This is a genomic window from Dickeya chrysanthemi NCPPB 402 (assembly GCF_000406105.1).
In the GTDB taxonomy this organism is placed as follows: Bacteria; Pseudomonadota; Gammaproteobacteria; order Enterobacterales; family Enterobacteriaceae; genus Dickeya; species Dickeya chrysanthemi.
In genome coordinates this window covers 1,378,891-1,405,652 of record NZ_CM001974.1, presented here as the reverse complement: position 1 = coordinate 1,405,652, position 26,762 = coordinate 1,378,891, and the positions used below count along the sequence as shown (strand labels likewise).

Below are 26,762 nucleotides of genomic sequence, written 5' to 3'. Positions count from 1 at the left end.
CGCGCCGGCTCCCCTCACACCACCTCGTCCGGCAGAAACAACGGCCCCATCGACGCACCGGGAATACCGAAATTCGCCGGATAATCCACCGCAACCAAATACAGCCCGTCGGCTTTTGCCGTCGCGGCCGCCAGGGTGCGATCTTTGGCCGCCAGCAGCTCGGCCATCCAGTTTTCCGGCTGGTTGCCGCAGCCGATCTCCATCAGACTGCCGACAATATTGCGCACCATATGGTGCACAAACGCGTTGGCCTTGATGTCTACCACCACGTAATCCCCCAGACGCGTTACCCGCAGGTGCATCAGGTTGCGCCACGGCGTGCGTGACTGGCACTGCACCGCCCGGAACGAGGTAAAGTCGTTCTCACCCAGCAGGCACTGACCGGCGCGGTGCATACGCTCGGCATCCAGCGGCAGATAATAGTGCGTTACCCCCTGCGACAGAATGGCCGGCCGAAAACGCCGGTTATAAATCACATAGCGATAACGGCGGGCCGTAGCGCTGAAACGGGCGTGAAACGCCTCATCCACCGTTTTCACCCAGCGTACGGCGATATCCGGCGGCAGGTTAGCATTGACACCCATGGTCCAGGCGGCGTCTTTGCGCACTGCGTGGGTGGTAAAATGCACCACCTGCCCGGTCGCATGGACGCCGGCGTCGGTTCGACCGGCACAAAACACATCGATGCGCTCGTTCGCCACCTGAGACAGCGCCGCTTCCAGACACCCCTGAACGCTATCCACTTCGGCCTGACGCTGCCAGCCGTAATAACGGCTGCCGTCATACTCAATCCCCAGAGCGATTTTCAGCGGTGCTTCATCGCCTACATGCTGCAACGCCGTCATTACCCCAGGTACTCCTCAACCAGCCTTTCAGCGGTTTCCACCGCCATCAGTGCGCCGCCGAAACGGATATTGTCGGCCACCGACCAGAACTGCAACAGCTCAGGAATACCGTAGTCGTTACGCAGACAGCCAATATTCAATTGCACATTGCCGGAGGCGTCTTCCACCTGCGTCGGGTAATCATCCTCCTCGCTCAGCGTGATATCACTCGCCTGCGCCAGCACGTCGCGCGCTTCATCGGCAGACAACGGACGCAGCGCCTCCAGATGCACCACCTGCGCATGGCCGTAAAACACCGGCGACTGCACGCAACTGACCGAAATCGGCAAGCCGTCGTCCTGCAACACCTTGCGCACCTGCTCCACCAGCCGACGCTCTTCACGCACGCTGCCTTCGCTGTCCGCCAGCAGCGGCAACAGGTTGAACGCCAGCTGTTTCGGGAACAGGCCAGGCTCAGCCGGGATACCGTTGAGCAAACGCGCGCTTTGGCCGGCCAAATCATCCACCGCCGCTTTACCGTGAGCCGACACCGACAACAGGTTGCTGACGTGCAGACGCGACAGCCCGGCCTGCTCCGTCAACGGTTTGATCGCCGTGAGCAACTGGCTGGTGAGACTGTCCGCCACCGCCACGATATTGCGGTTGCGGTAATCCGCCAGCACATGAGGGTTCACGCCCGGCACCACCAGCGGCACGTCCGGCTCCAGCGCAAACAGGCCGCTGCTGTCGATGACCAGACACCCCGCGTTACCCGCCGTTTCCGCGTAGCGGGCGCTGGCTTCCATACCGGCCACGAAAAAGGCCAGTTGTACCTGTGACCAGTCGAAATCGGCAGCGTCTTCCAGGCGCAGCGAACGACCATTAAAACGCAAACTCTCGCCGACACTGTTCTCACTCGCCAGCGCATAGAGCTCACCTACGGGAAACTCACGCTCCTGCAATAGCTCCAGCAATGCCTTGCCGACAGCGCCGGTGGCACCCAGCAACGCGATATTCCAGCCATTGGACATGTGGTCGTACTCCCCAAGAATAATGAATAAAACACACCGGACGATGATCGCACCGCCCGGATTAATCTGATTTTGCTTCAGGAAATTAGCGATCGTTAACCGACGCGGTGAATCCCAGCCGGTTAAGTTGTTCAGCGCTCTCCCGATCGGCGCAGACGACATGCAGCGATGACCACTCGCGCCGCTCCTGATAGAACTTGCGCAGCCGGTCAAATTCGCCGGGGATATGCGCGACCTGACGCAATAAGGCGTCATCGCGGCGCACATCATACACCAGATGCACCAGCCGTTTGAGCTGATGCTCATCCAGCGGTACCGTCAGCGTGACTTCGGCCAGCTCCGGTACCGGTAGCAGCGAGGCCAGCGCCACCTGTTGCGGCTGACCGATAAAACGACTCCAGGCTTCGAACACCTGGGTGGTACCGCGTGCTTTGCCTTCCAGCGTATAACCGGCGATATGCGCAGTACCGATGTCGACCCGCTCCAGCAGCTCAACGGACAAATCCGGCTCTGGTTCCCATACGTCCAGCACTACGCTGATGTTTTTGCCGTTTTGCAACGCCGTCAGCAAGGCGGCGTTGTCCACTACCGGGCCGCGGCAGGCGTTGATCAAAATAGCGCCGTCTTTCAAACGTGCCAGCAACGCGGCATTGACACTGTGCCAGGTGGCATAAGGCCCCTCTTTCAGCAACGGGGTGTGAAAGGTCAACACGTCGGCCTGCTCCACCAGCTCGTCCAGCGACAGGAACGGCCCGCTGTCGCCGCGATCCGCCCGCGGCGGGTCACACAGCAACGTACGTACGCCCAGTGCGGTCAGGCGCTCATTGAGGCGAGAACCCACATTACCTACCCCAACGATACCGACGGTACGATCCGTTAGCGCGAAACCATCGCGTTCCGCCAGCATCAGCAACGAAGAAAAGACATATTCCACTACCGCAATCGCATTACAGCCGGGAGCCGCGGAAAACGCGATGCCCTGCCGACGCAAAAAATCCTCATCGACATGATCGGTGCCGGCGGTCGCCGTGCCGACAAATTTCACCGCCTTGCCGGTCAGCAGATCGGCGTTCACTTTCGTGACCGAACGCACCATCAGGGCATCCGCTCCGTTTAGGGCATCCGTCGGAATGGGCCGCCCCGGTACTGCCGTCACGTCGCCCATACGGCTGAACAGCGCCTGCGCATAAGGCATATTTTCATCAACTAGGATTTTCACGTTGGCTTTCCTGATAGACCGCTGACGACACCCACGCCGTCGCGACGAAATGAAGGGCGTTATTCTGCCACAAACCGGCTGGCGGTAACACTGACGGCGGCAATCAGCCCGCGACCGCATGTCGTCAGCACAGGCGTTTTTTCAGGGCGCAGGCTCGCTAAAAACGATCCGTACCCGCAGTCCGCCCAACTCCGGGCAGTCCAGCAATTGAACCCGGGTTTGATGCCAGAGCGCGATATCCCTCACCAGCGCCAACCCCAAACCCGCGCCCGGCAAACCATGATGGTTATCCAACCGGTGAAACGGCCTCATCGCCTGCGCACGTTCGGTGACCGGAATCCCCGGACCGCTATCGTCGATATCCAGTTGCTGCGCCTGCACCCGCGCCGTCACCACACCGCCTTGCGGCGTGTATTTCAGCGCATTATCCAGCAAGTTGGCGCACAATTCCGCCAGCAGCAACGGCTCGCCGCGAATCAGACAACGCTCATCGCCTTCGTATCCCAGATCGATTCGTCGGCTACGCGCCTGCGGTAAACGGGAAAAACAGGCATCCCGCACCAGTTCGGCCAAATCGACGGTTTGCCAGATATGCTCTTTACTGTCCTGCGCCCTCAGGCGCGACAGTTGCAACAACCGATCGGTCAACTGAATGGTATCGTCCAGCGTGGCGCTCATGCCGGTCAGGCTGTCGCGCCACTGCGCCGGTTGCGAACTATTCAACGCTACGCCGACCTGGGTTTTCAGCACCGCCAGCGGTGTTCTGAGTTGATGCGCCGCATCTGCGCCGAAACGCTCCTGCCGCTGAAGCAACCCTCTGAGCCGTTCGATATAACGATTGAACGCCACCAGCAACGGCTGCATTTCCGTCCAGGACAACAATGGCGGCAACGGCGTGAGATCGCCCGGTTCACGGCGCGCCATCAGGCCGGATAACTGACGCAGCGGCCGCAGCAATTTACGGAACAACAACAGCACCAGCAACAACGCCAACAACACCAGCGTGCTCTGGCTGATTAAGGCTGTCAGTAATTGCCGGTGTGCGAACGCCTCGCGGGAGCTCAGCGTTTCCGCCACCAGAATCAATACCATACCTTCCACGCCGGCCTCATTGACCGGTTGCCAGAGCGCCGCCACCCGGATCGCCCGGCCGTGATAACGCGCATCATAAAAATGCGCCAGCGCCGGATAATGCCGGGATAGCGGAATACCGTGCGGCAACGGCGGCAGGTCATCATAGCCGGAAAGCGTTTTGCCTTGTGGCGTCACGACCTGATAGTAGAGCTGATCGTTCATGTTGCGCTCAAAGCTATCCAGCACTACCCAGGGCACATCTACCGCCAGTTGCCCGTGACGCACGGTCAGCCGTTCAGCCACCGTGCGCGCCGAAGCCAGCAGGGTACGATCGTACGCCTGCGTCGCCGCCGCTTTCGCGCTGTGATAATGACTCCAGACCGATAACGCCCACAACAGCGCCATCGGCAAACCGAGGTACAGCATTAACTGACCGCGCAGCGAATTAACTTTCGGCATGGCTGCACTCCAGGCTATACCCCAGCCCACGTAACGTCACGATCATCACATCGCTGCCCGCCAGCTTTTTGCGGATGCGGTGCACATACAGATCGAGACTGTCCGGGCTGGCCTCATCGGCCAGCGTAAACACCTGCTCATACAAATACTGGCGCGATACCGGACGACCACGGCGCTGCATCAGCGTATGCAACACCGCTTGCTCGCGCGGCGTCAACGCCAGCGGTTTCTCCTGGAGCAGAAAATAGCCTTCATCGTGCCAACTGAGAGCGCCAAAACGCTGCACTTCCTGTATTTGCCCCTGACTACGCCGCAGCAGCGCACGCAACCGTGCCTCCAGTTCCGCCAGTTCAAATGGTTTGGTGAGATAATCATCCGCCCCCAGATTCAGCCCCTTGACCCGATCTGCCACCTCGGCACGGGCCGTCAGCAGCAGCACCGGCAGGTTCTGACCGCGTTTACGCAATCGTGCCAGTAATGCCAGGCCGTCCAGACGCGGTAACGAGACATCCAATACCACCAGCGTATACGCTTCCTGCTGCAACAGCTGATCCGCCGCCACGCCATCGCCGACCAGATCCACCGCGAATCCCGCCTCACTCAGGGCTTTTTTCAGCCAGTGGGCCAGCTCAGGGTGATCTTCAACCAGTAACAGTCGCATCGTCGCCAACCTTTATCCACATTGCCTTGTCCTTTTGATTCTCATCCTATGGGTATTTTCCTCAGGCTCGGCCGTTTTTTTAAGCGACGGTAATCACATCCTGAACACATTTCCAATAACCGAAAGGCAACTGAAAGGTTACATCATTAACAATCCAACAACACTCCCACGTTGGGAATGATAAAAACAGGAAGGAATGACAATGAAAAAATACCTCGCCCTTTCTCTGACGCTGTGCGGATTATTTGCCAATACAACCGCCGTTCAGGCCGCCGCGCCGGCCCGCACCGAATGCATCGCACCGGCCAAACCGGGCGGCGGTTTCGATTTAACCTGTAAGTTACTGCAGATATCGCTACAGGAAACCGGCACGCTCGACAGCCCGATGCGCGTGACTTACATGCCCGGCGGAGTCGGCGCCGTCGCGTATAACGCCATCGTGGCGCAACGCCCGGACGAGCCCGGCACCGTGGTGGCCTTTTCCGGCGGCTCGCTGCTTAATCTGGCGCAGGGAAAGTTCGGGCGCTACGGCGTTGATGATGTGAAATGGCTGGCGGCGGTCGGCACCGACTACGGCATGATCGCGGTACGGGCCGACGCCCCTTATCAGACACTGAAAGATCTGCTCAGCGCCATGCAGAAAAGCCCTAATCAGGTGGTGGTCGGCGCCGGGGCGTCCATCGGCAGTCAGGACTGGATGAAAACCGCGATGCTGGCGCGTCACGCCGGGATCAGCCCGCGTGATATGCGCTACGTCGCGTTTGAAGGCGGCGGCGAACCGCTGACCGCCATGCTGGGCGGGCATGTACAGGCGGTTTCCGGCGATATTAGTGAAATGGTTCCCCATCTGCAGGGCGGCAAAATTCGGGTTCTGGCGGTATTTTCCGAGCAACGTCTGCCGGGGCCGCTCGCCGGCATCCCCACCGCTAAAGAGCAAGGGTATGACCTCGTGTGGCCGATCATCCGCGGTTTCTATCTCGGCCCCAAAGTCAGCGATGCCAGCTACCAGTGGTGGGAACAGGCGTTTAAGCACATCGTCACCACCGAGGAATTCAAAAAACAACGTGACTTGCGCGGCTTGTTCGAATTCAACCTGACCGGACAGGCGCTGGATGCCTACGTCAAAAAGCAGGTGGCGGATTACCGCGAGCAGGCGAAGTTGTTCGGGCTGGCTAAATAAAAGAGGAGCGCATCATGAGCGATCGTTTGTTTGGCGGAATCTGGCTGGTGCTATGCCTGATCGGGCTGGTTGTCGGCTGGGGTATCCAGAGCGAATACAGTTACGAGCCGGTTGGCCCGCGACCGTTTCCCATCGCGATTTTGGGGTTGATGACGCTGTGCGCCGTCCTGATGTTGCTGCGTAAACCGGATCCCCTTGTCTGGCCTGCCGCCGCGGTTCGTCGGCGCTTGCTGCTGCTGGTGATCATGCTGGCGCTGTACGCCTGGTTGTTTGAACCGCTCGGCTTCCCGCTGACCACCGCTCTGCTGGGTTGCGGCATCGGCATACTGTTTGGCGCCGTGTGGTGGGTGGCGGCGCTGTCCGGTGCGGTCATGGGCGTATCGCTGTTTTACGCCTTCGATAAATTGCTCGACGTTACGCTGCCGGCCGGCGCGTGGCTTTAACCGGGAGACTCACTCATGGATACCTGGTCTTTTCTGATGCAGGGTTTTGCGGTAGCGATGACCCCGCAAAATCTGATGATTGCGCTGATCGGCTGTTTTATCGGCACCATTGTCGGGCTGCTGCCCGGCCTTGGCCCAATCAACGGCGTGGCGATTCTGATGCCGCTGGCCTTCGCACTCAAACTGCCGGCGGAATCCGCGTTGATTCTGCTTGCCACCGTTTATCTCGGCTGCGAATACGGCGGGCGTATTTCTTCCATTTTGTTGAATGTACCGGGCGATGCCGGCGCTATCATGACGGCCCTTGATGGCTACCCGATGGCGCAACAGGGCAAAGCCGGCGTGGCGTTGTCTATCTCCGCCGTCAGTTCATTCGTCGGCTCCAGCATCGCGATTACCGGCATCATTCTGTTTGCGCCCTTGCTGGCTAACTGGTCGCTGGCTTTCGGCCCCGCGGAATATTTCGCCCTGATGGTATTCGCCATCGCCTGCCTTGGCAGCATGATGAGCCACAACCCGCTGAAATCTTTCCTGGCGGCGTTGATTGGCTTGTCGATGGCCACCGTCGGCGTGGATGCGAATACCGGTGTTTATCGCTTCACGTTCGATAGCGTCCACCTGTCGGACGGTATTCAATTCGTGGTGGTGGTTATCGGCCTGTTTTCCGTCAGCGAAATTCTGTTGATGCTGGAGCAAACCGGCAGCGGGCAAAAGGTCACCAAAGCCACCGGGCGCATGTTGTTCAACGTTCGCGAAGGCATACAGTGCATCGGGGCGACGTTGCGTTCCTCACTGCTGGGGTTCTTTGTGGGGATACTGCCGGGTGCGGGCGCTACTATCGCCAGCGCCATGGCCTGGATGACGGAGAAAAAAATCAGCGGCAACAGCGACAGTTTCGGTAAAGGCGACATCCGCGGTGTGGCCGCGCCGGAAGCCGCCAATAACGCCTCAGCCTGCGGCTCGTTTATTCCGATGCTGACGCTGGGCGTTCCCGGCTCCGGCACCACCGCCGTGATGATGGGCGCGCTGACGCTGTACAACATTACGCCGGGCCCGGCCATGTTTACCGAACAGCCGGACATCGTCTGGGGGCTGATCGCCGCCATGCTGATCGGCAACCTGATGTTGCTATTGCTCAATCTGCCGATGATTGGCCTGTTCACCCGTATGCTGGCCATTCCAATGTGGTTTCTGGTGCCGGCGATTGCCGCGATTTCCGCCGTCGGCGTTTACGCGGTGCACAGCACCACCTTTGACCTGCTGCTGATGGTCGGGCTGGGCGTGTTCGGATACCTGCTGCGCAAAATGGACTTTCCCATGTCGCCGCTGATCCTCGGTTTCGTGTTGGGAGAAATGCTGGAGCAGAACCTGCGCCGCGCCTTGTCCATCAGTAACGGCGGGTTATCCATCCTGTGGGAAGGCCGCATCAGCCAGACATTACTGAGCATGGCCGTACTGATTTTGGTCGTACCGCCGATGCTGAAATACTGGCGGCGTCGCCGTACCCAGTTGCAGTCCGTCCCTCGTACCTGACTGCGTTACGATAAAGCGAGCGCCGCGGATGATGTCATCCGCGCGCCGCTTTACCCTCGGTGATCCGCACGCTTTTCCCCGACCATGCATTTTCTCGCCTTTTTTCCCTACGCAACGGAATGTTAACCTGTTGCAGGTCAACGACTATCGGTAATAGCGCGCCGTTGTTATGATGACGCCAGGTGTGTCGAGCCGGTGTGATGCGATAACATCATCGGGTGGAGGACAACCCCGTCATGCGTCTAGGGTAAGGATCACAACATGCAACCGATCAATAACCCCGGTAATGTTTCCCTGCCGGGAGAAAAGCCGCTGGAAACCACGCTGTCAAAAGCCGCCGCCCAGATGGATGATTTACCGTTGACGCTGGCGCAGCGCACTACGTTGGAAAAGCTGGTGACGCAGATTTCCACCCTAAGCGGCGCCAAGCCTGCGGAAATCTGGGCCACCGTGCGTGCTGAATTAGGGACGAAAAACAACGCGGATCTGCTCGCCAGCCAATTCCCGGCGGCCGAGCAAAGCTTGCAGACTCGGCTGGCAACCGTGCAAGGCTCGCAGGATACCCGCCAGTTGCTGCAACAGTTGACCTCAATGTTGTCGCAGGGCAATAACCGTCAGGTTGCCAGCGATTTCATTCGCCAGCAATTTGGTCATACCGTGCTCAGCTCGCTGACGCCCTCGCAACTGAAACTGGTGGTGGCGTTGTTGCAAAACGGCCAGTTACCGCAGGCCGCCACACTGTTATCGACCAACGGCAACACCCCAACGCTGACGTTCGGTAATACCGCCACCGGGCAACCGATCCCGTTTCCTCAAACACCCACAGCCACCCCCCTTCCCTCGCCGCTGCCGCCAACGTCTCAGCAACTGGCCGCCTTATTACAGGCCGGCGTCGTGCCGGGCGGCTCCGGCGCGAATCCGTCAATAAACGCCTTGCTGGACCGGGCATTACTGCCGGCGGAACACAATCAGCTTAATCAACTGGTGGCAAAACTGGTGGCGCTGAGCGGCGAATCGCCGGGCAAGGTCTGGCAAACGTTGATGGACATGCAAGGATTGAAAACCGGCGACCCGATTCCGGCGAAGAATTTTCAGGTATTAAGCCAGTTTCTCAATACACAAAGCCTTTTGTTACAACAGCACACATCGCCAACCCTGAGTACCTTGCAGGCGGCGCTCAGACAGCCGCTCGACCAGCAGGAGCAGCAACTGTTGCAGGACTTCACCCGCAATACGCTGAATATCACGCCGCAAACGCCGCTTACGCCGTCACAAATCAGCGACGTGGCGACCTTTCTCTACCGGCGGCGCCTCCAGCAAATACAAGAAGCGTCCACCGTGCCGTTGCAGCCGTTTATCAACCCGTTAATCATGGCGTTGCCGCAGGAATGGCGGCCGCTGGTGAATAAGCCGATCGGGCTGGCGCTGGTAGCGATGCTGGTGGTGGCGTTGTTGATGTGGGTATTACTGTAAGGCGTGGAAATCACAGGGAAAGGCAGGTTGACGGCAACGCGCGTCAGATAAAAGAATACCGGGCAAGCCCGGTATTCTCTGCATAATTACCGATTACTGTTACTGCGCGTATTTGCGCATCACCAGTACGGCGTTGGTGCCGCCGAACCCGAAGCCGTTGGACATCACGGTCGTCAGGTTACGCTCAGTCGGCTCGGTAACGATGTTCATGCCCTGCGCCTGTTCATCCGGCGTTTCAACGTTGATGCTCGGCGCAATGAAACCGTGCTCCAACATCAGCAGGGTATAAATAGCTTCCTGCACGCCTGCAGCCCCCAGTGAGTGGCCGGTCATGGCTTTGGTGGCGGAAATCGGCGGAACGTTGTCGCCGAACACCTGACGGATAGCCCACAGTTCTTTCACATCGCCCACCGGCGTTGAAGTGCCGTGGGTATTGATGTAATCCACCGGCGTATCGACATCCTGCAACGCCAGCTTCATGCAGCGAGCTGCACCTTCGCCTGACGGCGCAACCATGTCGGCACCGTCGGAAGTGGCGCCGTAGCCGACCACTTCAGCGTAGATGTGCGCACCGCGTGCCAGCGCGTGTTCCAGCTCTTCCACTACCACCATACCGCCGCCGCCGGCGATAACGAAACCGTCGCGATCCGCGTCATAAGTACGGGAAGCGCGTTCCGGCGTCTCGTTGTACTTAGTGGACAGCGCGCCCATCGCGTCGAATTCACATGCCAGTTCCCAGCACAGCTCTTCACCGCCGCCGGCAAACACGATGTCCTGTTTGCCCATCTGAATCTGCTCAACCGCGTTACCGATACAGTGTGCAGAGGTGGCACAGGCAGAACTGATGGAGTAGTTCACGCCGTGGATTTTGAACGGCGTCGCCAGACAGGCGGAAACACCTGAAGCCATAGCCTTGGTTACCACATACGGACCAACGGCTTTCAGGCCGCGTGGGCTGCGCATGGCATCGGCGCCAAACACCTGGAAGCGCGGAGAACCGCCGCCGGAACCCGCGATCAATCCGACTCGCGGGTTGTTTTGGTAAGTCTCTTCGGACAGCCCGGAATCCTTGATGGCTTCCTCCATGCACAGATAAGCGTAGATAGAGGCATCGCTCATGAAACGCACAATCTTACGCTCGATCAGGCCTGCCGTATCCAGCTTGACGTTACCCCAGACGTGACTGCGCATGCCGGAATCTTTCATTTCTTGGGAGAAAGTGATGCCAGAACGGCCTTCACGCAGGGATGCCAGCACTTCTTCTTTGTTATTACCGATACTGGACAGGATCCCCAGACCCGTAATCACCGCACGTTTCATTCAATACCTCTTCCGCTTGTAGAGTTTGGATTTAGCTCCGCACTTTAGCGTACAGTTGTAAGCTGAACAAGTCCGATCAGACTAACTTTTCTCAAATTTGCGACTTAATAAACCAGTCGCTAGAATCGCGCCACCGCCTGAATAATGAGTGAGCTGCCGTGACCAGCCCCGCCATCCAACATGCAGACCTGAATTGGAACGATCAGGGTACACCTGTATCGCAACAGTTTGATGACGTCTATTTTTCCAACCAGGACGGGCTGGCGGAAACCCGCTATGTCTTTCTGCAAGGCAACGGTTTTCCGCAACGCTTCCTTGAACATACCGGCCCGGTGCTGACCATTGCGGAAACCGGTTTTGGTACCGGGCTGAATTTCTTGACGTTATGGCAGGCGTTCGACGGGTTTCGCCGGCAACAGCCGGATGCCGCCTTGCAGCGCCTGCACTTCATCAGTTTTGAAAAGTTTCCGCTGCGTCAGTCGGATCTGGCCGCCGCACATGCCGCCTGGCCGGAGCTGGCTCCCTTCGCCGATGAACTGCAACGACAATGGCCGCTGGCGCTGCCCGGTTGTCATCGGCTGATTCTTGCACAAGGACGCATCACGCTAGATCTGTGGTTCGGTGATGTCAATACGCTGCTGCCGAGGTTGGACAACAGCCTGACGCACCATATCGATGCCTGGTTTTTGGATGGATTTGCGCCGGCTAAAAATCCGGACATGTGGACTGAAACCTTGTTTAACGCTATGGCGCATCTGTGCCGCCACGGGGGAACGTTCGCCACCTTCACCGCCGCCGGTTTTGTGCGTCGCGGCCTGCAACAGGCAGGGTTTCAGGTCAGCAAAATCAAAGGATTCGGACAGAAGCGGGAAATGCTATGCGGCACCGTCTTGCATCGCAGCGAACCGCCTCACCCATTCCCCTGGTACGCGCGCCCCGCCGCTGCGCATCCGCAAGAGGTGGCGATTATCGGCGGCGGTATCGCTGCCGTCCTGACGGCGCTCGCGCTGCAACGGCGCGGTGCGCAGGTTACGCTGTATTGCGCCGACGAACAGGTGGGGCAACGCGCCTCCGGCAATCGGCAGGGGGCGCTCTATCCACTGCTGAATGACAAGCAGGATGCCTTGTCAGGGTTCTTCGCCACCGCATTCGGCTTCGCACACCGCTGCTACGACGACCTCGCTGCACAAGGTGTGGCGTTTGAACACGACTGGTGCGGCGTTAGCCAACTGGCTTACGATGAAAAAAGCACACGTAAACTTGCACAGATTCTGGCGGGCAACTGGCCGGATATGCTGGTGCACCCGGCGGATGCCGACACGCTGACCGAACAGGCCGGCCTGCCGTTGCACACCCATGGCCTCACCTACCCACAGGGTGGTTGGCTATGCCCGGCCGAACTGACCGAATCAGCCTTCATGCTGGCCTGCAGACAAGGGCTCCAGGCGCACCTTGCCGTCAGCGTGACGGCACTCGCGCCGACCGGTAACAGCTGGCAACTGACGCTGGCGGATGGCCGTCAGGTGCGTCACGCAACGGTGGTGCTGGCGAACGGTCATCAGATAAACGACTGGGAGCAGACCCGTCACCTACCCGTTTACGCGGTACGTGGCCAGGTCAGTCACCTCCCCGACACGCCGCCGTTATCGGCGCTGCGTCAGGTGCTGTGTTACGACGGTTACCTGACGCCGGTCAGCCCACGTCATCAGACACACTGCATCGGTGCCAGTTATCATCGTGGCGACACCACCACCGATTACCGTGAAGCCGAACAACGGCAGAACCGTCAGCGGCTCATTGATTGCCTGCCCGACAGCGACTGGCCGACCTCGATAGACATTTCCGGGCAACAGGCGCGATGCGGCGTGCGTTGCGCCATTCGCGATCATCTGCCGTTGATCGGTCAGGTGCCCGATTACCAGCAAACACTCGCCGGGTATCAACATCTGCCCGAACAGCTTGCCGCTGGCGCAGAGATAGCCGCGGCCCCCGCCTGGCCGAATCTCTATCTGCTCGGCGCGTTGGGCTCGCGCGGCTTATGTTCTGCACCGCTGGCCGCCGAAATCCTGGCATCCCAGTTATTCGGCGAACCGCTACCGCTGGATAGCGATACGCTGGCGGCGTTGCATCCTCATCGTTTCTGGGTAAGAAAGTTGCTGAAAGGCAAAGCGGTATAACCGAATATAGGGGTTACACGTATTCGATACGGCAGCAATTTCGTACTATACCGCCAATTATTCGCGCGGCAGGATAGCGGCGAGCGCGTGGGGTATGCGACACATCGCCACTCGCCGGCGCGAATGCGGCCGACAGCGCCCACAACACCAGACTCGCTTTATGAGCCTGCTACAGCGCCTCAACGTGAAAGATAATGAGGATCAACCGGGGTCGGGAGCCGATGATGGAAACCACGTCGTTACGGGAAAAAGTGCAATTTCACCACCTGAAAGAACTGGGTGGTCTGGAAATGCTACAGGCACGCTACCACCGGCAACGTTTTTCCCGTCATTCACACGAAAACTTCTGCATCGGTGTGATTGAGGAAGGCGCTCAGCGGTTTTACCGCACCGGCGGTGAGCATGTTGCGCCCAGCGGCGATATTATTCTGGTTAATGCCGATGAGATACATACCGGCCATGCGGCGGTGGCCAGCGGCTGGTCTTATCGCGCCATTTATCCTTCGCCGGATTTGTTATGTCATCTGTCGCGCGACCTGCGCGTCCCCCAGGGTGCAATTCCCTGGTTTCCCGACGCGGTGGTTCATGATCCCGGCTTATCCGCGCAATTTCGGCTGGCTTTCACCCTGCTGCCGCAAGCCGGCAATAGCCTGCTGAAAGAAACGCTGCTGTTTTCATCATTAAGCTGGCTGATGATGAAAACAGCAAAACCCGCGCCGACGGACGGGCACTGCCACAGGCGACCCCCGCGATTCTGCGGGCAAAATGCTGGCTTGACGACGCCCCGGAGCAAGATACGTCTTTGTTGCAACTGGCGGAGATAACCGGCCTCAGCCCCTGGCATTTTCTCAGGCAATTCAAATCTGTAGTGGGCATGACGCCCCATGCTTATCTGATTCAGGCCCGCCTGCGTCAGGCGCGTTCACTGCTGATAACAGGCATCAGCCTGTCTGATACCGCCTCCCAATGCGGATTTTCCGACCAAAGCCACTTCAACCGTCATTTCAAACGGGCGATGGGGATCACGCCGGGGGAGTTCGTGCGTACGTTGAAGTAGCCTCTCACAAAGCAATTTCCTTCAATACCGCCTCGGCTGTAGCGCCTATTCTTTCGCGTCATGCGTTGAAGAATAAGGAAGGTCGAGGGTATGTCATTGTCAATTTTCACCGCTTTGTCACGGCGGTATTCGCCGGATTCGGCATCCAGCCAGTTTGTCAGCGGCGCTGTCGCCATGCTGCCGCTGTGCGTTTCGGTTATTCCCTGGGGGATTCTGGCCGGTTCGATGGCCGTGCAGGCCGGGCTGACATTCTGGCAAGGGGTCGGCATGTCGGCGATTATCTTTGCCGGCGCAGCGCAACTGGTGACGCTTGGCCTGTTGATGTCCGGCAGCAGCGCCGTGACCGTGTTACTGACCGTGATGGTGATTACCGCCCAACATCTGATTTACGGGCTGACATTACGCCCCACCATCGCACCGTTAGCAGCACGCTATCGCCTGTTACTCGGTTTTCTGCTGACGGATGAGCTGTTTGCGCTGGCCATTGCGGCCAAAACCCGGCTGACTACCGCTTATCTGATCGGCGCCGGGCTGACGTTCTATCTATGCTGGGTAACCTGTAGCCTGGCGGGAATCGTGATGGCCCACGCACTCCCCAATCTTGAGCGCTACCATCTGGATTTTTCTATTGTCGCGACCTTTATCACGCTGGTGGTGCCGATGGTGAAACGTCTGCCGGTACTGGCGGGGACGCTGTTTTCACTGTTCATGTCGATGTTGCTGGCTTACTGGCGTATCGAAGGGGCGATGATGATCGCCGGGTTAGGCGGTATGGCTCTGGCCGTTATCACGGCCCGGCTCACCGGAGAAACATCAGGAGAAACATCATGAGTTGGGGATTATTGTTACTGTTGGCGCTGGTGGTATTTACCTATCGCTACGTGTTTCTGGAACCCAGCGTTCCCGTCAGGCTGCCGGCCTTATTTCGGGAAGCGCTTAACTATTCGGCCCCCTGCCTGCTGACGGCGATTTGCGGCCCGGTGATCCTGATGCAGCAGGACACGCTGCGCCCCTTGCCGGATAACCCGTATCTGTGGGGTGCGATAGGCAGCGTAGTGATAGCATTACTGATTCGCCACACGATGCTGGCGGTAATGGGAAGCTTGGGTGTGTTTTATCTGCTTTGCTTCTGGCTACTGCCATAAGCCCCTCACTCCCTTAAAAAACGTGGGATGACCGTCCGGTGGTCATCCCTGATTGCGATGAGCGGTTACAGCACCGTCAGCGTCACATCTACATTGCCGCGAGTCGCGTTGGAGTACGGGCAAACCTGATGCGCTTTTTCCACCAGTGCCTGCGCCTGTACCTTATCCATGCCGGGAATGGTAATCCGCAGCTCAACTTCGATGCCGAAACCATCACCGGATTGACCAATGCCCACCAGCCCTTCAATCACGGTGGTTGACGGCACCAGCACCTTCTCTTTGGAGGCCACCAGTTTCAGCGCGCCGGTAAAACATGCGGCATAACCGGCGGCAAACAGCTGTTCGGGGTTGGTGCCGGAACCACCGAGCCCACCCAATTCACGCGGCGTGGTCAGTTTCAGGTCGAGGTGATTATCCTCAGACACCGCGTGTCCATCCCGCCCGCCGGTTACCGACGCCTGGGCACGATACAGTACTTTTTCAACAGCCATAACAGTGACTCCTATTTAAGACAAAATAACCGTTTTAACATCAGTAGACGTGTCGGAAGCCGACACCACTTATGCCGGTGCCGATTCCAGACGCTGCGCCTTCTGCCAGCTCGGCGTATCAGACAATCGCGTCGCATAACGGAGAATGTTGGGGTATTGCTGCCCCAGATTAAACCGCTCCGTGACCAGCTTCACGACGAAGCCCAGCATAAAATCCGCCCCGGTCAGGCGCTGTCCGACAATAAACTCACGCGAGGCAAGGTAGTCGTCCAGATAAGCAAACACTTTTCTGAATTCTGTTTCGGCATACGCATCCAGAAACTGCAACGTCTGACCATTTTGTTTTTCAAACTGATTAAACACTTTCAGTAACACAGGCAGCATGGCCGAGCTTTCCGCAAAATGAATCCATTGCAGATAGTCGACATAACAGGCTTCCTGCGCGTCGGGTGCCAGGTGCGGTGCGTACTTACCGATAATGTACTCAACGATAGCGCCTGACTCGACAATCACCTTGCCGTCAATCTCAACCACCGGCGATTTACCCAATGGGTGGATAGCCTTCAGTTCTTCCGGCGCCAGTTGCGTCGTCGGGTTGCGCCGGTAGCGGACCAACTCATAAGGAAGCTGCGCTTCTTCAAGCAACCAGAGGATACGCATGGATCGCGAGTCATTCAGATGATGTAGCTTTATGCCCATTCTGCCCGTTTCCTTTATCAACCGATTAAGCCAGCTGTTTTAACAATGCTTTGGCGACCACTTCCGAACTGGCCGGATTCTGACCGGTAATCAACTTGCCGTCTTCAACCAGATAGGGGTGCCAGTCCGGTCCCTTGGAGTACAACCCACCCAGTTTTTGGAACTCGTCTTCAATCAAAAACGGCACCACATCGGTTAATTCCACCGCGGCTTCTTCCGAATTGGTAAACCCGGTAACCCGACGGCCTTTGATCAGCGGCTCACCATTCGCCGCCTTGACGTGGCGCAACACGCCGGGCGCATGGCAGACAAAACCTATCGGCTTCCCGGCACGTTCAAACGCTTCAATCAGGGCAATAGAGGTCGGCGATTCAGCCAAATCCCACAGCGGGCCATGCCCCCCCGGATAGAACACCGTGTCGAAATCATCCATGCTGACGCTGTCCAGTTTTACTGTCGTAGCCAGTGCCTGCTGAGCGGCCGGATCGGCCTTGAAACGGTGGGTCAGCTCGGTTTGAAATTCCGGTAAATCGCTTTTCGGATCCAGCGGCGGCTGTCCGCCAGCCGGCGATGCCAGCACGACCTCGGCGCCTGCATCTTTAAACACGTAGTAAGGGGCAGCAAACTCTTCCAGCCAGAAACCGGTTTTTTTACCTGTATTTCCCAACTGATCATGGGACGTCAACACCATCAATATTTTCATCGTAATTCTCCTCACATCACCCCTCGCGGGTGTATTTACATCAACCAGTTAGAAAGTCGTGGTCGTTCAGAAACATTTGTTGTTCAGAAACATTAGTCGTTCAGAAACGCTTCAAGCTGAGACAGTTTGTCGCTATAGGGTGCCCGTAAACGCAGGTTTGAGGTTCCCTCTTCATTTTGGACCACAATCGGTTTGGCATGGCTAAAACGTTGGAAACCATGAATGCCGTGGTAAGCCCCCATCCCGGATGCCCCCACCCCGCCGAAGGGCAGCTCATCGATACTGGCGTGCGTCATCACATCATTGATAACCAGTGCACCCGAGGTGGTGCGTTCAGCGAACAGGGTTTGCCGCGCCGTCTGTTGGCCGAAGTAATACGCCGCCAGCGGACGAGGGTGCGCATTGATGTACGCAATCGCCTCTTCCTGCAAAGAACAGGTGCGAATCGGCAACAGCGGTCCGAAGATTTCTTCCTGCATAATCTGCATATCATCAGTCACGTTCAGGACCAGATGCGGCGCGATTTTGCGGGAAGCGGCGTCGAAATCCGGTTCACCCTGCGGGGCCAGGCTCAACAATGTCGCCCCTTTGCTTGCGGCATCCGTTAACAATCCGACCAGACGCTCATAGTGTCGCGACGTAATAATAGCCGTATAGTCCGGGTTCTGCTGAAGCGTCGGAAATGCCTGTGTCATGAATGTCTTACCGGCATGTACAAAGGCATCGACCTGGTCTTCACGCAGCATGACATAGTCGGGGGAAAGGCAAATCTGCCCGGCATTAAAGGTTTTCACCGTTAGCGTCCGCTGCGCCGCCAGAGCGACATCGGCATCGTGGTCAATCACCACCGGCGATTTCCCGCCCAGTTCCAGCGTGACCGGCACCAGGTTCTCCGCGGCAGCACGCATGACATGGCGGCCAACGGCAGAACTACCGGTAAAGACCAAATGATCAAACGGCAAGCTACTGAATGCCGCGCCGATTGCCGCATCACCCAACACCACTTCCAGCTCCAGCGGGTCAAAATAACGGGCGATCAGTTCCGCCAGCAGTTCCGATGTCGCCGGCGTCAGTTCCGATGGTTTCAGCATGGCGGTGTTGCCGGCGGCAAACACGCCGGCCAGCGGAGCAAACGCCAGATTGATAGGGAAATTCCATGGGCTGATGACCCCTACCACCCCCAGCGGTTGACGCTGTATCCAGGATTGCATCCCCGGCATCGGGCTATCGACAAGCGTCGGTTTCATCCACTCCGCTACGTATTCTGCGGAATGCTCAAGCGTTTTCACTGTCGTGGCCATATCGGCGACCAACGACTGATACAAGCTACGGTGACCAAAATCCGCATCCATCGCTTTGCTGAGCGACGAATAGTTTTCCCGGATAAGCAGGGCGCTGCGCACCAGTCTGTCACGACGCAGCGCAGCATCGGCAGGCCCGGTCGCGATGTGGGCGTTCTTCATGGTCTGCAATATCGCTTTTAAATCGTTGCTTGTTTGCGCTAAAGGCATTGTGATAGCTCCTTACCCATCGTGCGGAGTTTTTGTACACCGCGTGGTATAAATTTTTCTCTACGTCCTGCCGAAAAATTCTCCGGCAAGAAACAATTTTGTTTTGATGGAGCGCACTTTACTGGTGTTAAGCGGTTGTGACCAACTAGCATATTTTGGTATAGGTATAAAAAAATTTATGGATTCTCTATGTCTCTCGTTCGTTTAAGAACCTTTATCGAGGTGTATCGGCAGCGTTCCATCAGCAGTGCCGCCCGGACGCTCAATCTGACGCAACCGGCGGTGTCGCAGCATATCGCCGGTCTGGAAGCCTCAATTGGGCATCCTTTATTTGCACGGCAAACACGCGGGGTCATTCCTACCTCGGCGGCGGATGAGCTGGCAGCGGATATCGGTGACCGGCTGGATGAGGCGGAAAACGCGCTGGCATCGGCAAAAGCGCGTTCGCTGGAACTGGCCGGCGCATTGCAAATCATCGGGCACGCGGATTTTCTGGCTGAAGTCGTCGCCAAACAATTGCTGCCGCTACTGGAGGTGGGGGTACGCGTCCGGATGCAAACCGGCGATTACGACGTGATTGTCCAAAGTCTGCTCGAAGGTTACTGCGATCTGGGGATCTCCGCCGCGCCGTCAAATGACAACCGGTTAAAAAGCGAATTGATGCTGACCGATGAAATTATGGCGGTTGCCGCACCACAGGTGGTCGCCCGGCTGGCTAAAGCGCCGGACACGCTGGCGGCAATGCAAACCGAGCCGCTACTGGCCTATAGCCTGACGCTGCCGCTTATCGATAACTGGTTTACCGCCAATAAAGTCCAGGCGCCCACCATTCTCCCGGCGATGGTGGGTCAGGATTTACGCGCGCTGTGCAGTTTATTGTGTGAAGGGTTTGGCTGGAGCGCACTCCCCGCCTATTTGTGTACGCCGTATATCGAACGAGGTGAGCTTTGTGAAATTCCCGCGCCGATTGCGCGAGCCAACCGCAGTTACTATTTATTGTGGCAACCCAGTGCGTTGCGCCAGCCGCGCGTCGCTCATGCCAGGCAGGCGTTGCTGTTTCGGTTAAGGCAAAAACACGGAGATCCGCATCGGAACAAATAGTGACGTTACAGGCCGAAACAGGCGTTCGCCCCTTTCGGCCCGCCAGGATTACTGCACTTGCGCCTGCTGGTAGAGTGCGTCCCACACCTGGGCGACCAGCGCCTGATCCGGCGGCGACAGTTCGCCGTTTTTAATCGCCTGATTCAGGCTTTCCTGTACGCGATCATGTAACGCCTGCGCCGTCTGTTCGCCATGCGCTTCGGCTTCTGCTACCGCCAGCGTCAGGTGACCACGCAGGTAACCGCTGGCAAACAGTTCATCATCGCTGGCGTGCTCCACCATATTGTCAATCAGCGTCAGGATGCGCGCCTCAAATACTGCGATCATTGATGGTCCTTAAATGTCTGTTGTCCGCCGAACATTACAGATCGGCCGGATAAGGGAAATCCGCCGCGGTTTGCGGCGCAGTGTGGTAATAGTCCTGCAATGCCTGAATAAAACGCGCAGGCCGGCCAGGCACGCCCTGTTGCAGATAAACCATCACCTGCGCGTGAACCCGGCGCTGGAAAGCGATACGATCCGGGTCGACATCGCCGTTCAGGTTGTCGCAACTGACATTAAACGGGAAGCCGGCGGCCACGCAGAACATCCACTCCAGCGCCTGCGGCTTGATTTCCACCACTTCGAACTGGCTTTGAGTCGCGGCATCGCGCCCGTCCGGGCAGTACCAATAGCCGAAATCCACTAACTTACGCCGTGCTTCGCCGGCGATACACCAGTGGGAGATCTCGTGCATGGCGCTGGCGTAAAACCCGTGAGCAAATACGACTCGGTGATACGGCGCCTGCTCGTCGGCCGGCAGGTAGATAGGCTCATCGTCGCCTTTTATCAGGCGGGTATTGAACTCTTCACTAAAACACCGATTGAAAATAGTGATCAACTGGTCGTAATGGTGAGTGTTTGCAGTTTCAGTCAACATCGTCATCAGAATAGCTGTCCCAACCAACGGGCAATATCGCCGCCGTGGTTGTCATGAATCAATTTAATACTCATCAGGGCGGACATGATAACCAGCATCGGGCGGATAAGTTTTTGCCCTCTGGTGAGTACCATTTTTGCCCCCAGACGGGCACCGATAATTTGCCCGACCAGCATGACCAACCCAATTCCCCAAACCACCTGCCCGCCTAACATGAAAAACAGCAGGCTGCCGAAGTTGGAGGTAAAGTTAAGCACCTTGGCGTGCGCGGTGGCTTTTGCCAGATTGAACCCCAGCAACGTGACATACGCCAACGCGTAAAATGACCCGGCTCCCGGTCCGAAAAATCCGTCATAAAAACCAACGCAGGCGCCGCCCAGCAGGGAAAACGGCAACAGCGACAGACGCGCCTGCCGATCGTCTCCCCCTACTTTCGGCATCAGCAGAAAATAGAGACCGATACCAATCACCAGCACCGGCAATAACTTACGCATGAAATCAGCGTGAATCTGCTGGATCAGCCAGGCACCGAATACCGCACCCAGAAAAGTCAACGGCACGGTCAGCCTGAGTATTTTCATATCCACCGCTTTGCGACGGATGAAATACAGGCTGGCGGAAAAAGAGCCGCCAACCGCCTGCAATTTGTTGGTCGCCAGTACCTGAGCCGGCGATAACCCCGCCGCCAGTAACACCGGGATGGACAACAATCCGCCGCCGCCCGCGATCGAATCCACAAAACCGGCGATCACGCTGGCTAAAAACAGCAAAGCCAGAATGTCCGGCCCGACAACAAACCATTCCATGAATTATTCCGCAATCAGATGACGATCAAGCAATGCCTGACAGGAGGGAGGCAACGGCGGCGGCGTCGTTTTAGCCGGCGATTCGGCCCCCGGTTTTTTCGGCTGGAACCAACTGTTCAACTCGGCACCGCACCCGTCGCCTGCCGGCGGCGTGTCCTGCTCCTGACATTCCAGACTCTCAGGCGGGCAACGCAGCCGTACGTGCATATGGGCGCGATGAGCAAACCACGGCCGAACCTTGTGCAACCAGTTGCGATCGCTTCCCGCTTCCAGACACAGTTGTTTTTTGATGGCGGGGTTCACAAAGATGCGCGTGACATCGTTATCCTGCGCCGCGGTTTTCACCAGCTTCAGCACATCCGGCGACCAGACGCGCGGATTAATGTTTTTACCGTCCGCCATCACCAGGTCCAGCGGCTGCGGCTGCAACAACTGCTGCTGGCTCCAGCGCTGGCGCGGCAGTTGCAGCCAGATATCCACATCCAGTCCCGATTGATGGCTGGCATGACCGCTACTGAAGCGTCCGCCGGCCGGCATCCCCATGTCGCCGATCAACACCGTACCGCCGGTGGTTCGATGTACGTTGCCGCTGAGGCGGTGAATAAACGCCAGCAGATCCGGATGACCGAAGTAGCGTCGTTGATCAACGCGCATCACCTGATAATCAGGCGACTGCAACGCCAGCGGCTGTGCGCCGATGATACACCCATTGGCAAACGCGCCGATGGCCTGCGGCTGACCCGCCACCGGATGCGTGATTTCCTGCCACGGTGTCTTCGCCAGCGCGGTGCTGCACCACAGCAGCGCCGCCATCCCAATCCAGTTTATTTTCATTATGTTGTGTCGTTCGTTATGGTCTTCGCGACCGGTGTATTCCCCGGTTTGGTATTACCGGCTCACCTTACCAGCGAGGCACCGGGCTGGCGACATCCGCACACTGTGCCCGCTGACGCAACAGGTGATCCATCAGCACAATCGCCATCATGGCTTCGGCAATCGGCACGGCACGGATACCCACACACGGATCGTGCCGCCCCCGGGTGATCATTTCCGTTGCTTCGCCGTCGCGGGTAATGGTGCGGCCCGGCACGGTAATGCTGGACGTCGGCTTCAGCGCCAAATGCGCCGTAATCGACTGACCGCTGCTGATGCCGCCCAGAATGCCGCCGGCATGGTTACTCAGAAAACCCGTCGGGGTGATCTCATCTCGGTTTTCGCTACCGCGGCGGTTCACAACGGCAAAACCGTCGCCGATTTCAACGCCTTTCACCGCGTTGATGCTCATCAGGGCATGCGCCAGATCGGCATCAAGACGGTCAAACACCGGTTCACCCAATCCCGGCGGAACCGATTCGGCCACCACCGTCACCTTCGCGCCGATAGAATCACCCTCTTTTTTCAGCGCGCGCATCAATTCATCCAGTGCTTCGATCTTGTCCGGATCCGGGCAGAAAAACGGATTCTGCTCAACCTGCGCCCAGTCTTTCAGTTCGCATACCACATCGCCCATCTGCGCAAGATAGCCGCGGATCACCACGCCATGCTGTTGTTGCAGGTATTTTTTGGCGATGGCACCGGCAGCCACGCGCATCGCGGTTTCACGGGCGGAAGAACGACCGCCGCCACGGTAATCGCGGATACCGTATTTCTGCTCGTAGGTGTAGTCGGCGTGACCAGGACGGAATAGATCTTTGATGGCACCATAATCCTGCGAGCGTTGGTCGGTATTTTCAATCAGTAAACCGATACTGGTGCCGGTGGTTACTCCCTCGAACACCCCGGACAGAATACGTACCTGATCCGGCTCGCGGCGCTGAGTGGTATAACGGGATGTTCCCGGACGGCGGCGGTCCAGGTCGTGCTGCAAATCGGCCTCGGTCAGCGGAATACCCGGCGGTACGCCATCCACCACACATCCCAGCGCAATACCGTGGGATTCACCAAAAGTGGTGACACGGAAAAACTGACCAATACTGTTTCCTGCCATCACGGCTCCTTAGCATTGAAAAAATATCAGAACGCCGGGCCGCTCTCTACGCCGCCCCACGTCCGGTGAAGGGATTAATCCCGGTAAATACTGAACTCGGCCTGACAAGCCAACAACTGGGAACGAGTCAGCATAAAGACGCCGTCGCCGCCATTGTCGAATTCCAGCCAGGTGAACGGAATATCCGGGTACTGTTCCATCAGATGCACCATGCTATTGCCGACTTCGCAAATCAGGACGCCCTCTTCAGCGAGGTAATCCGGCGCGCACGCCAGAATCCGGCGAACCAGTTTCAGACCATCGCTACCCGCCGCCAGCCCCAGCTCCGGTTCGAAGCGGTACTCCTGCGGCAGGTCGGCCATATCTTCTTCATCCACATACGGCGGGTTGGTCACAATCAGGTCATACTGTATCGTCGGCAGGTCGCGGAACAGATCGGAGCGGATCGGCGTGACGTTATATTCCATGCCGTGTTGTTGAATATTCTGCTCGGTGACGGCCAGCGCATCGGCGGAAATATCCACCGCATCCACTTCCGCTTCGGGGAATGCCTGCGCACAGGCGATGGCGATACAGCCGCTGCCGGTACACAAATCAAGAATATGGCGCGGCGGATGGGGCAAAATCGATGCAAACTGCTGGTTGATCAACTCGCCAATCGGCGAACGGGGCACCAGCACCCGCTCATCAACGTAGAACTCCAGCCCGCAAAACCAGGCTTTATTCGTCAGGTAAGCCACCGGTACACGTTCGTTGACGCGGCGAATCACCCGTTCAACGATGCGATGACGCTCACTGGAAGTCAGGCGGGCAAGGTACATGTCTTCCGGAATATCAATCGGCAGAAACAGCGTGGGCAGCACCAACTGCAACGCTTCATCCCACGGATTATCGGTGCCGTGGCCGTAATAGACGTTAGCGGCGTTAAAGCGGCTCACTGCCCAGCGCAGCATATCCTGAATGGTATGCAAATCGTTGACCGCCTCATCGACGAAAATTTTGTCCAAGTTTGTCCTCCGCAGACTACTGTCTCTGTGATCGCATGTTTCTGTGATGGCGCTAGTTTGCCATGAAGACGGCGACAAATCAGCAGATATCACCGCCGGGCGGCGCGGGTTGGGGATCGCGCGGGGAGAACGACAAGGTTTTGTTTAGCCACCGGCACGGAACAGGTAGACTACGCCGATACCGCATTCCTATTCTGAAACAGAACGGCGAAAAGATAGAGTAACGCACTAATGAAAAAGAAATTCATGCTTGATGACGAGGAACAGGCGCTTTTCCGCACATCGGTGGCGGGCGCCACCCGGCTGCGTCAGGATACCTATGTCCATCGTCCGGTTCGCCATAATAAACCGGGCGTGTTGCCGCCACGTAGGATGATGCAGGAACAGGTGGACGCCAGTTTCTACTTTTCGGACGAATTTCAACCACAACTGGAAAACGAAGGGCCGACGCGTTATATCCGCCCGGGTGCCAGTCATTACGAATTGAAAAAACTACGGCGGGGAGATTATTCACCGGAGTTGTTTTTGGATCTGCACGGGTTGACGCAACTGGAAGCGAAACAAGAATTGGGGGCGCTGTTGGCCGCCTGCCGACGTGAACATGTTTACTGCGCCTGCGTAATGCATGGTCACGGCAAACACATTCTTAAGCAGCAAACACCGTTGTGGCTGGCGCAACACCCGGACGTCCTGGCCTTTCACCAGGCGCCGAAGGAATTCGGCGGCGATGCAGCGTTGCTGGTGCTGGTGGCACAGGAAACCGCCGACGAAGAATAACGTCGTCGTTGCCTTACACGCACTCCCCGCACAACCAGCCCCACACCACACCGTATATCGACCCGTGCCGACGGCGGCACTGGCGATCAACGGGTCAGGGTTTGACTTTCGCGGCCAACTGGGACGGCGTCACCTGCCAGTGGTACACCCCCGTTCCGGCGATGTCGTCCAGTTCGACGCAGGCAATCGCCGACGTCGCGAACATCGGGGCATTCTCAGTCGGACACAGCCCGGCGACCAGATATCCCACCAGCGGCAAATGGGATATCACCAACACCGCACCGGTGCCCTCTTTCGCCAGCGCCAGCAAATAGTCACATAACAGCTCGGCGTTACCTCCCGGCGTCAGCTCCGGCAGGCACTCATTTTCCGGCAACGGCACGATCTCCGCGACGACCTGCAACGTCTGCTGCGCGCGTACGTAAGGGCTCACCAGAACCCGCTCAATATCAATCGCCTGATCGTTAAGCCAGGCTGCCATCTGACGAGATTCTTCATCGCCCCGGCGGCTTAACGGCCGGAGCGCATCACTGGCGGCGTCAGGTACGGCATCACCATGACGCATGATCAAAACTTGCATATTACACCGCTATATTGATGAAAAAAGGGCAATAAAACCCTGGGAATAGCTTTAGATTAACTGAATCGGCACGACGCCGTTTTGCGGCGGGTCACAGCCTGGCATCGGAATCGCCGTCGTCTTATTGATGGCGTTTTGACCGACGCAAAGCGCATTTTTTTACCCCAATTGACAGCGAATCGCAACCGACCCTACACGTACACCGTGCGTATTCCTCTCTGTCGCCGGGTGGTATTTACGCACCTGCCGCCAACATCCCATTATTTCAGACAATTAACCTTGCTCCTGGCAGGGAAAAAGCCCGGCCATGTCATCATAATATGCTGCAGACTGTCCATTGAATTTCATTTACCAGCACTTTAAACTGGAAAATATTTTTTATTTAGATAAAAAAATTATCAATTCCATCAATACAGAATAAACCGACACCGGTTTTATTTTTCTGATGCTTTTACACTTTTTCATCTCATTGCGGCGAGAAACACTGGAAAAAATAGGCCGTCTCACTCATAGTGAACAGATAAACACCTGTACCGAATACAGCGTGTTTAAATAATTCAGCACGGTATTATGCCCAGCATTCAG

At 57.5% G+C, this 26,762-nt stretch carries 26 protein-coding genes and 1 pseudogene; 10 read left to right on the top strand and 17 right to left on the bottom strand.

All coding sequences use genetic code 11. From position 1 onward, the window contains the following. Positions 1-14: 14 nt before the first annotated feature. From truA to tctD, 5 genes are all read right to left on the bottom strand, one after another. The gene (truA, locus tag DCH402_RS06435) at positions 15-845 is read right to left on the bottom strand and encodes a tRNA pseudouridine(38-40) synthase TruA (RefSeq protein WP_040000395.1); all 831 of its coding nucleotides are present in this window, start codon (positions 843-845) and stop codon (positions 15-17) included. Continuing rightward, positions 845-1,855 (bottom strand): aspartate-semialdehyde dehydrogenase, encoded by a 1,011-nt coding sequence (locus DCH402_RS06430; RefSeq protein ID WP_040000394.1) that lies wholly within the window; start codon positions 1,853-1,855, stop codon positions 845-847. The genes truA and DCH402_RS06430 overlap by 1 nt, the downstream gene beginning before the upstream one ends. An 85-nt stretch (positions 1,856-1,940) precedes the next feature. Then, on the bottom strand, positions 1,941-3,074 hold the full coding sequence (gene pdxB / locus DCH402_RS06425) for a 4-phosphoerythronate dehydrogenase PdxB (RefSeq protein WP_040000393.1): 1,134 nt from the start codon (positions 3,072-3,074) through the stop codon (positions 1,941-1,943). A 141-nt stretch (positions 3,075-3,215) separates the two neighbouring features. Then, positions 3,216-4,607, bottom strand: a complete 1,392-nt coding sequence (locus DCH402_RS06420; protein WP_040000392.1) for a sensor histidine kinase — start codon at positions 4,605-4,607, stop codon at positions 3,216-3,218. Next, positions 4,594-5,268, bottom strand: a complete 675-nt coding sequence (tctD, locus tag DCH402_RS06415) for a transcriptional regulator TctD (protein ID WP_040000391.1) — start codon at positions 5,266-5,268, stop codon at positions 4,594-4,596. The genes DCH402_RS06420 and tctD overlap by 14 nt, the downstream gene beginning before the upstream one ends. Positions 5,269-5,470: 202 nt before the next feature. Here tctD and DCH402_RS06410 point away from each other — a divergent pair, with 202 nt between their 5' ends. The 4 genes from DCH402_RS06410 (at position 5,471) to flk (ending at position 9,897) form a co-directional block, all read left to right on the top strand. Then, on the top strand, positions 5,471-6,448 hold the full coding sequence (locus DCH402_RS06410; RefSeq protein ID WP_040000390.1) for a Bug family tripartite tricarboxylate transporter substrate binding protein: 978 nt from the start codon (positions 5,471-5,473) through the stop codon (positions 6,446-6,448). A 14-nt stretch (positions 6,449-6,462) separates the two neighbouring features. After that, the gene (locus DCH402_RS06405) at positions 6,463-6,891 is read left to right on the top strand and encodes a tripartite tricarboxylate transporter TctB family protein (RefSeq protein ID WP_040000389.1); all 429 of its coding nucleotides are present in this window, start codon (positions 6,463-6,465) and stop codon (positions 6,889-6,891) included. Between the two features lie 15 nt (positions 6,892-6,906). After that, on the top strand, positions 6,907-8,424 hold the full coding sequence (locus DCH402_RS06400) for a tripartite tricarboxylate transporter permease (RefSeq protein ID WP_040000388.1): 1,518 nt from the start codon (positions 6,907-6,909) through the stop codon (positions 8,422-8,424). Between the two features lie 261 nt (positions 8,425-8,685). Continuing rightward, the gene (gene flk / locus DCH402_RS06395; protein ID WP_040000387.1) at positions 8,686-9,897 is read left to right on the top strand and encodes a flagella biosynthesis regulator Flk; all 1,212 of its coding nucleotides are present in this window, start codon (positions 8,686-8,688) and stop codon (positions 9,895-9,897) included. Between the two features lie 99 nt (positions 9,898-9,996). Here flk and fabB read toward each other — a convergent pair whose 3' ends face one another. Then, on the bottom strand, positions 9,997-11,217 hold the full coding sequence (gene fabB / locus DCH402_RS06390) for a beta-ketoacyl-ACP synthase I (RefSeq protein ID WP_040000386.1): 1,221 nt from the start codon (positions 11,215-11,217) through the stop codon (positions 9,997-9,999). A gap of 158 nt (positions 11,218-11,375) precedes the next feature. Between fabB and mnmC the strand changes: the two genes are divergently transcribed. The 4 genes and pseudogenes from mnmC (at position 11,376) to DCH402_RS06370 (ending at position 15,596) form a co-directional block, all read left to right on the top strand. Continuing rightward, positions 11,376-13,394: a bifunctional tRNA (5-methylaminomethyl-2-thiouridine)(34)-methyltransferase MnmD/FAD-dependent 5-carboxymethylaminomethyl-2-thiouridine(34) oxidoreductase MnmC gene (mnmC, locus tag DCH402_RS06385; protein ID WP_040000385.1), complete on the top strand. Its 2,019-nt coding sequence runs from the start codon at positions 11,376-11,378 to the stop codon at positions 13,392-13,394. Positions 13,395-13,618: 224 nt separating this feature from the next. After that, positions 13,619-14,451 (top strand): annotated as a pseudogene (locus DCH402_RS06380) (AraC family transcriptional regulator). 90 nt (positions 14,452-14,541) lie between these two features. Next, positions 14,542-15,282 carry an AzlC family ABC transporter permease gene (locus tag DCH402_RS06375; protein ID WP_081642131.1) on the top strand — a complete coding sequence of 247 codons (741 nt, stop codon included), beginning with the start codon at positions 14,542-14,544 and terminating at the stop codon, positions 15,280-15,282. Next, entirely contained in the window at positions 15,279-15,596 is a 318-nt protein-coding gene (locus tag DCH402_RS06370; RefSeq protein ID WP_040000384.1) for an AzlD domain-containing protein, read from the top strand. The genes DCH402_RS06375 and DCH402_RS06370 overlap by 4 nt, the downstream gene beginning before the upstream one ends. Positions 15,597-15,661: 65 nt before the next feature. On the opposite strand, the gene DCH402_RS06365 is transcribed toward DCH402_RS06370, so the two are convergent. The 4 genes from DCH402_RS06365 to DCH402_RS06350 form a co-directional block, all read right to left on the bottom strand. After that, positions 15,662-16,087 (bottom strand): organic hydroperoxide resistance protein, encoded by a 426-nt coding sequence (locus DCH402_RS06365; RefSeq protein WP_040000383.1) that lies wholly within the window; start codon positions 16,085-16,087, stop codon positions 15,662-15,664. 69 nt (positions 16,088-16,156) lie between these two features. Then, positions 16,157-16,786 carry a glutathione S-transferase family protein gene (locus DCH402_RS06360; protein ID WP_040000382.1) on the bottom strand — a complete coding sequence of 210 codons (630 nt, stop codon included), beginning with the start codon at positions 16,784-16,786 and terminating at the stop codon, positions 16,157-16,159. 25 nt (positions 16,787-16,811) lie between these two features. After that, on the bottom strand, positions 16,812-17,489 hold the full coding sequence (locus DCH402_RS06355; protein ID WP_027711521.1) for a type 1 glutamine amidotransferase domain-containing protein: 678 nt from the start codon (positions 17,487-17,489) through the stop codon (positions 16,812-16,814). Positions 17,490-17,581: 92 nt separating this feature from the next. Then, positions 17,582-19,000, bottom strand: coding sequence for a coniferyl aldehyde dehydrogenase (locus DCH402_RS06350; protein WP_040000381.1), 1,419 nt, complete (start codon positions 18,998-19,000; stop codon positions 17,582-17,584). A 189-nt stretch (positions 19,001-19,189) separates the two neighbouring features. Here DCH402_RS06350 and DCH402_RS06345 point away from each other — a divergent pair, with 189 nt between their 5' ends. Continuing rightward, a complete protein-coding gene (locus DCH402_RS06345; protein WP_040000380.1) occupies positions 19,190-20,101 on the top strand; it encodes a LysR family transcriptional regulator in 912 nt (303 codons plus the stop codon). Between the two features lie 48 nt (positions 20,102-20,149). Here the strand turns inward: DCH402_RS06345 and DCH402_RS06340 are convergent, their stop codons facing one another. The 6 genes from DCH402_RS06340 to prmB all read right to left on the bottom strand — a co-directional run bounded on the left by DCH402_RS06340 (position 20,150) and on the right by prmB (position 24,820). Then, positions 20,150-20,428: a YfcL family protein gene (locus DCH402_RS06340; protein WP_040000379.1), complete on the bottom strand. Its 279-nt coding sequence runs from the start codon at positions 20,426-20,428 to the stop codon at positions 20,150-20,152. A gap of 34 nt (positions 20,429-20,462) precedes the next feature. Further along, positions 20,463-21,026 carry an elongation factor P hydroxylase gene (locus tag DCH402_RS06335; RefSeq protein WP_040000378.1) on the bottom strand — a complete coding sequence of 188 codons (564 nt, stop codon included), beginning with the start codon at positions 21,024-21,026 and terminating at the stop codon, positions 20,463-20,465. Then, positions 21,026-21,826, bottom strand: a complete 801-nt coding sequence (locus tag DCH402_RS06330) for a sulfite exporter TauE/SafE family protein (protein WP_040000377.1) — start codon at positions 21,824-21,826, stop codon at positions 21,026-21,028. Before DCH402_RS06330 ends, DCH402_RS06335 begins: the two co-directional genes overlap by 1 nt. Positions 21,827-21,829: 3 nt before the next feature. Continuing rightward, positions 21,830-22,660 carry a penicillin-insensitive murein endopeptidase gene (mepA, locus tag DCH402_RS06325; RefSeq protein ID WP_040000376.1) on the bottom strand — a complete coding sequence of 277 codons (831 nt, stop codon included), beginning with the start codon at positions 22,658-22,660 and terminating at the stop codon, positions 21,830-21,832. Positions 22,661-22,727: 67 nt separating this feature from the next. After that, a complete protein-coding gene (gene aroC, locus DCH402_RS06320) occupies positions 22,728-23,813 on the bottom strand; it encodes a chorismate synthase (RefSeq protein ID WP_040000375.1) in 1,086 nt (361 codons plus the stop codon). Positions 23,814-23,887: 74 nt separating this feature from the next. Then, a complete protein-coding gene (prmB, locus tag DCH402_RS06315; protein WP_040000374.1) occupies positions 23,888-24,820 on the bottom strand; it encodes a 50S ribosomal protein L3 N(5)-glutamine methyltransferase in 933 nt (310 codons plus the stop codon). Positions 24,821-25,051: 231 nt separating this feature from the next. Here prmB and smrB point away from each other — a divergent pair, with 231 nt between their 5' ends. Beyond that, positions 25,052-25,597, top strand: a complete 546-nt coding sequence (smrB, locus tag DCH402_RS06310; protein WP_027711514.1) for an endonuclease SmrB — start codon at positions 25,052-25,054, stop codon at positions 25,595-25,597. Between the two features lie 94 nt (positions 25,598-25,691). On the opposite strand, the gene sixA is transcribed toward smrB, so the two are convergent. Further along, positions 25,692-26,177: a phosphohistidine phosphatase SixA gene (sixA, locus tag DCH402_RS06305; protein ID WP_040000373.1), complete on the bottom strand. Its 486-nt coding sequence runs from the start codon at positions 26,175-26,177 to the stop codon at positions 25,692-25,694. Between the last annotated feature and the right edge of the window lie 585 nt (positions 26,178-26,762).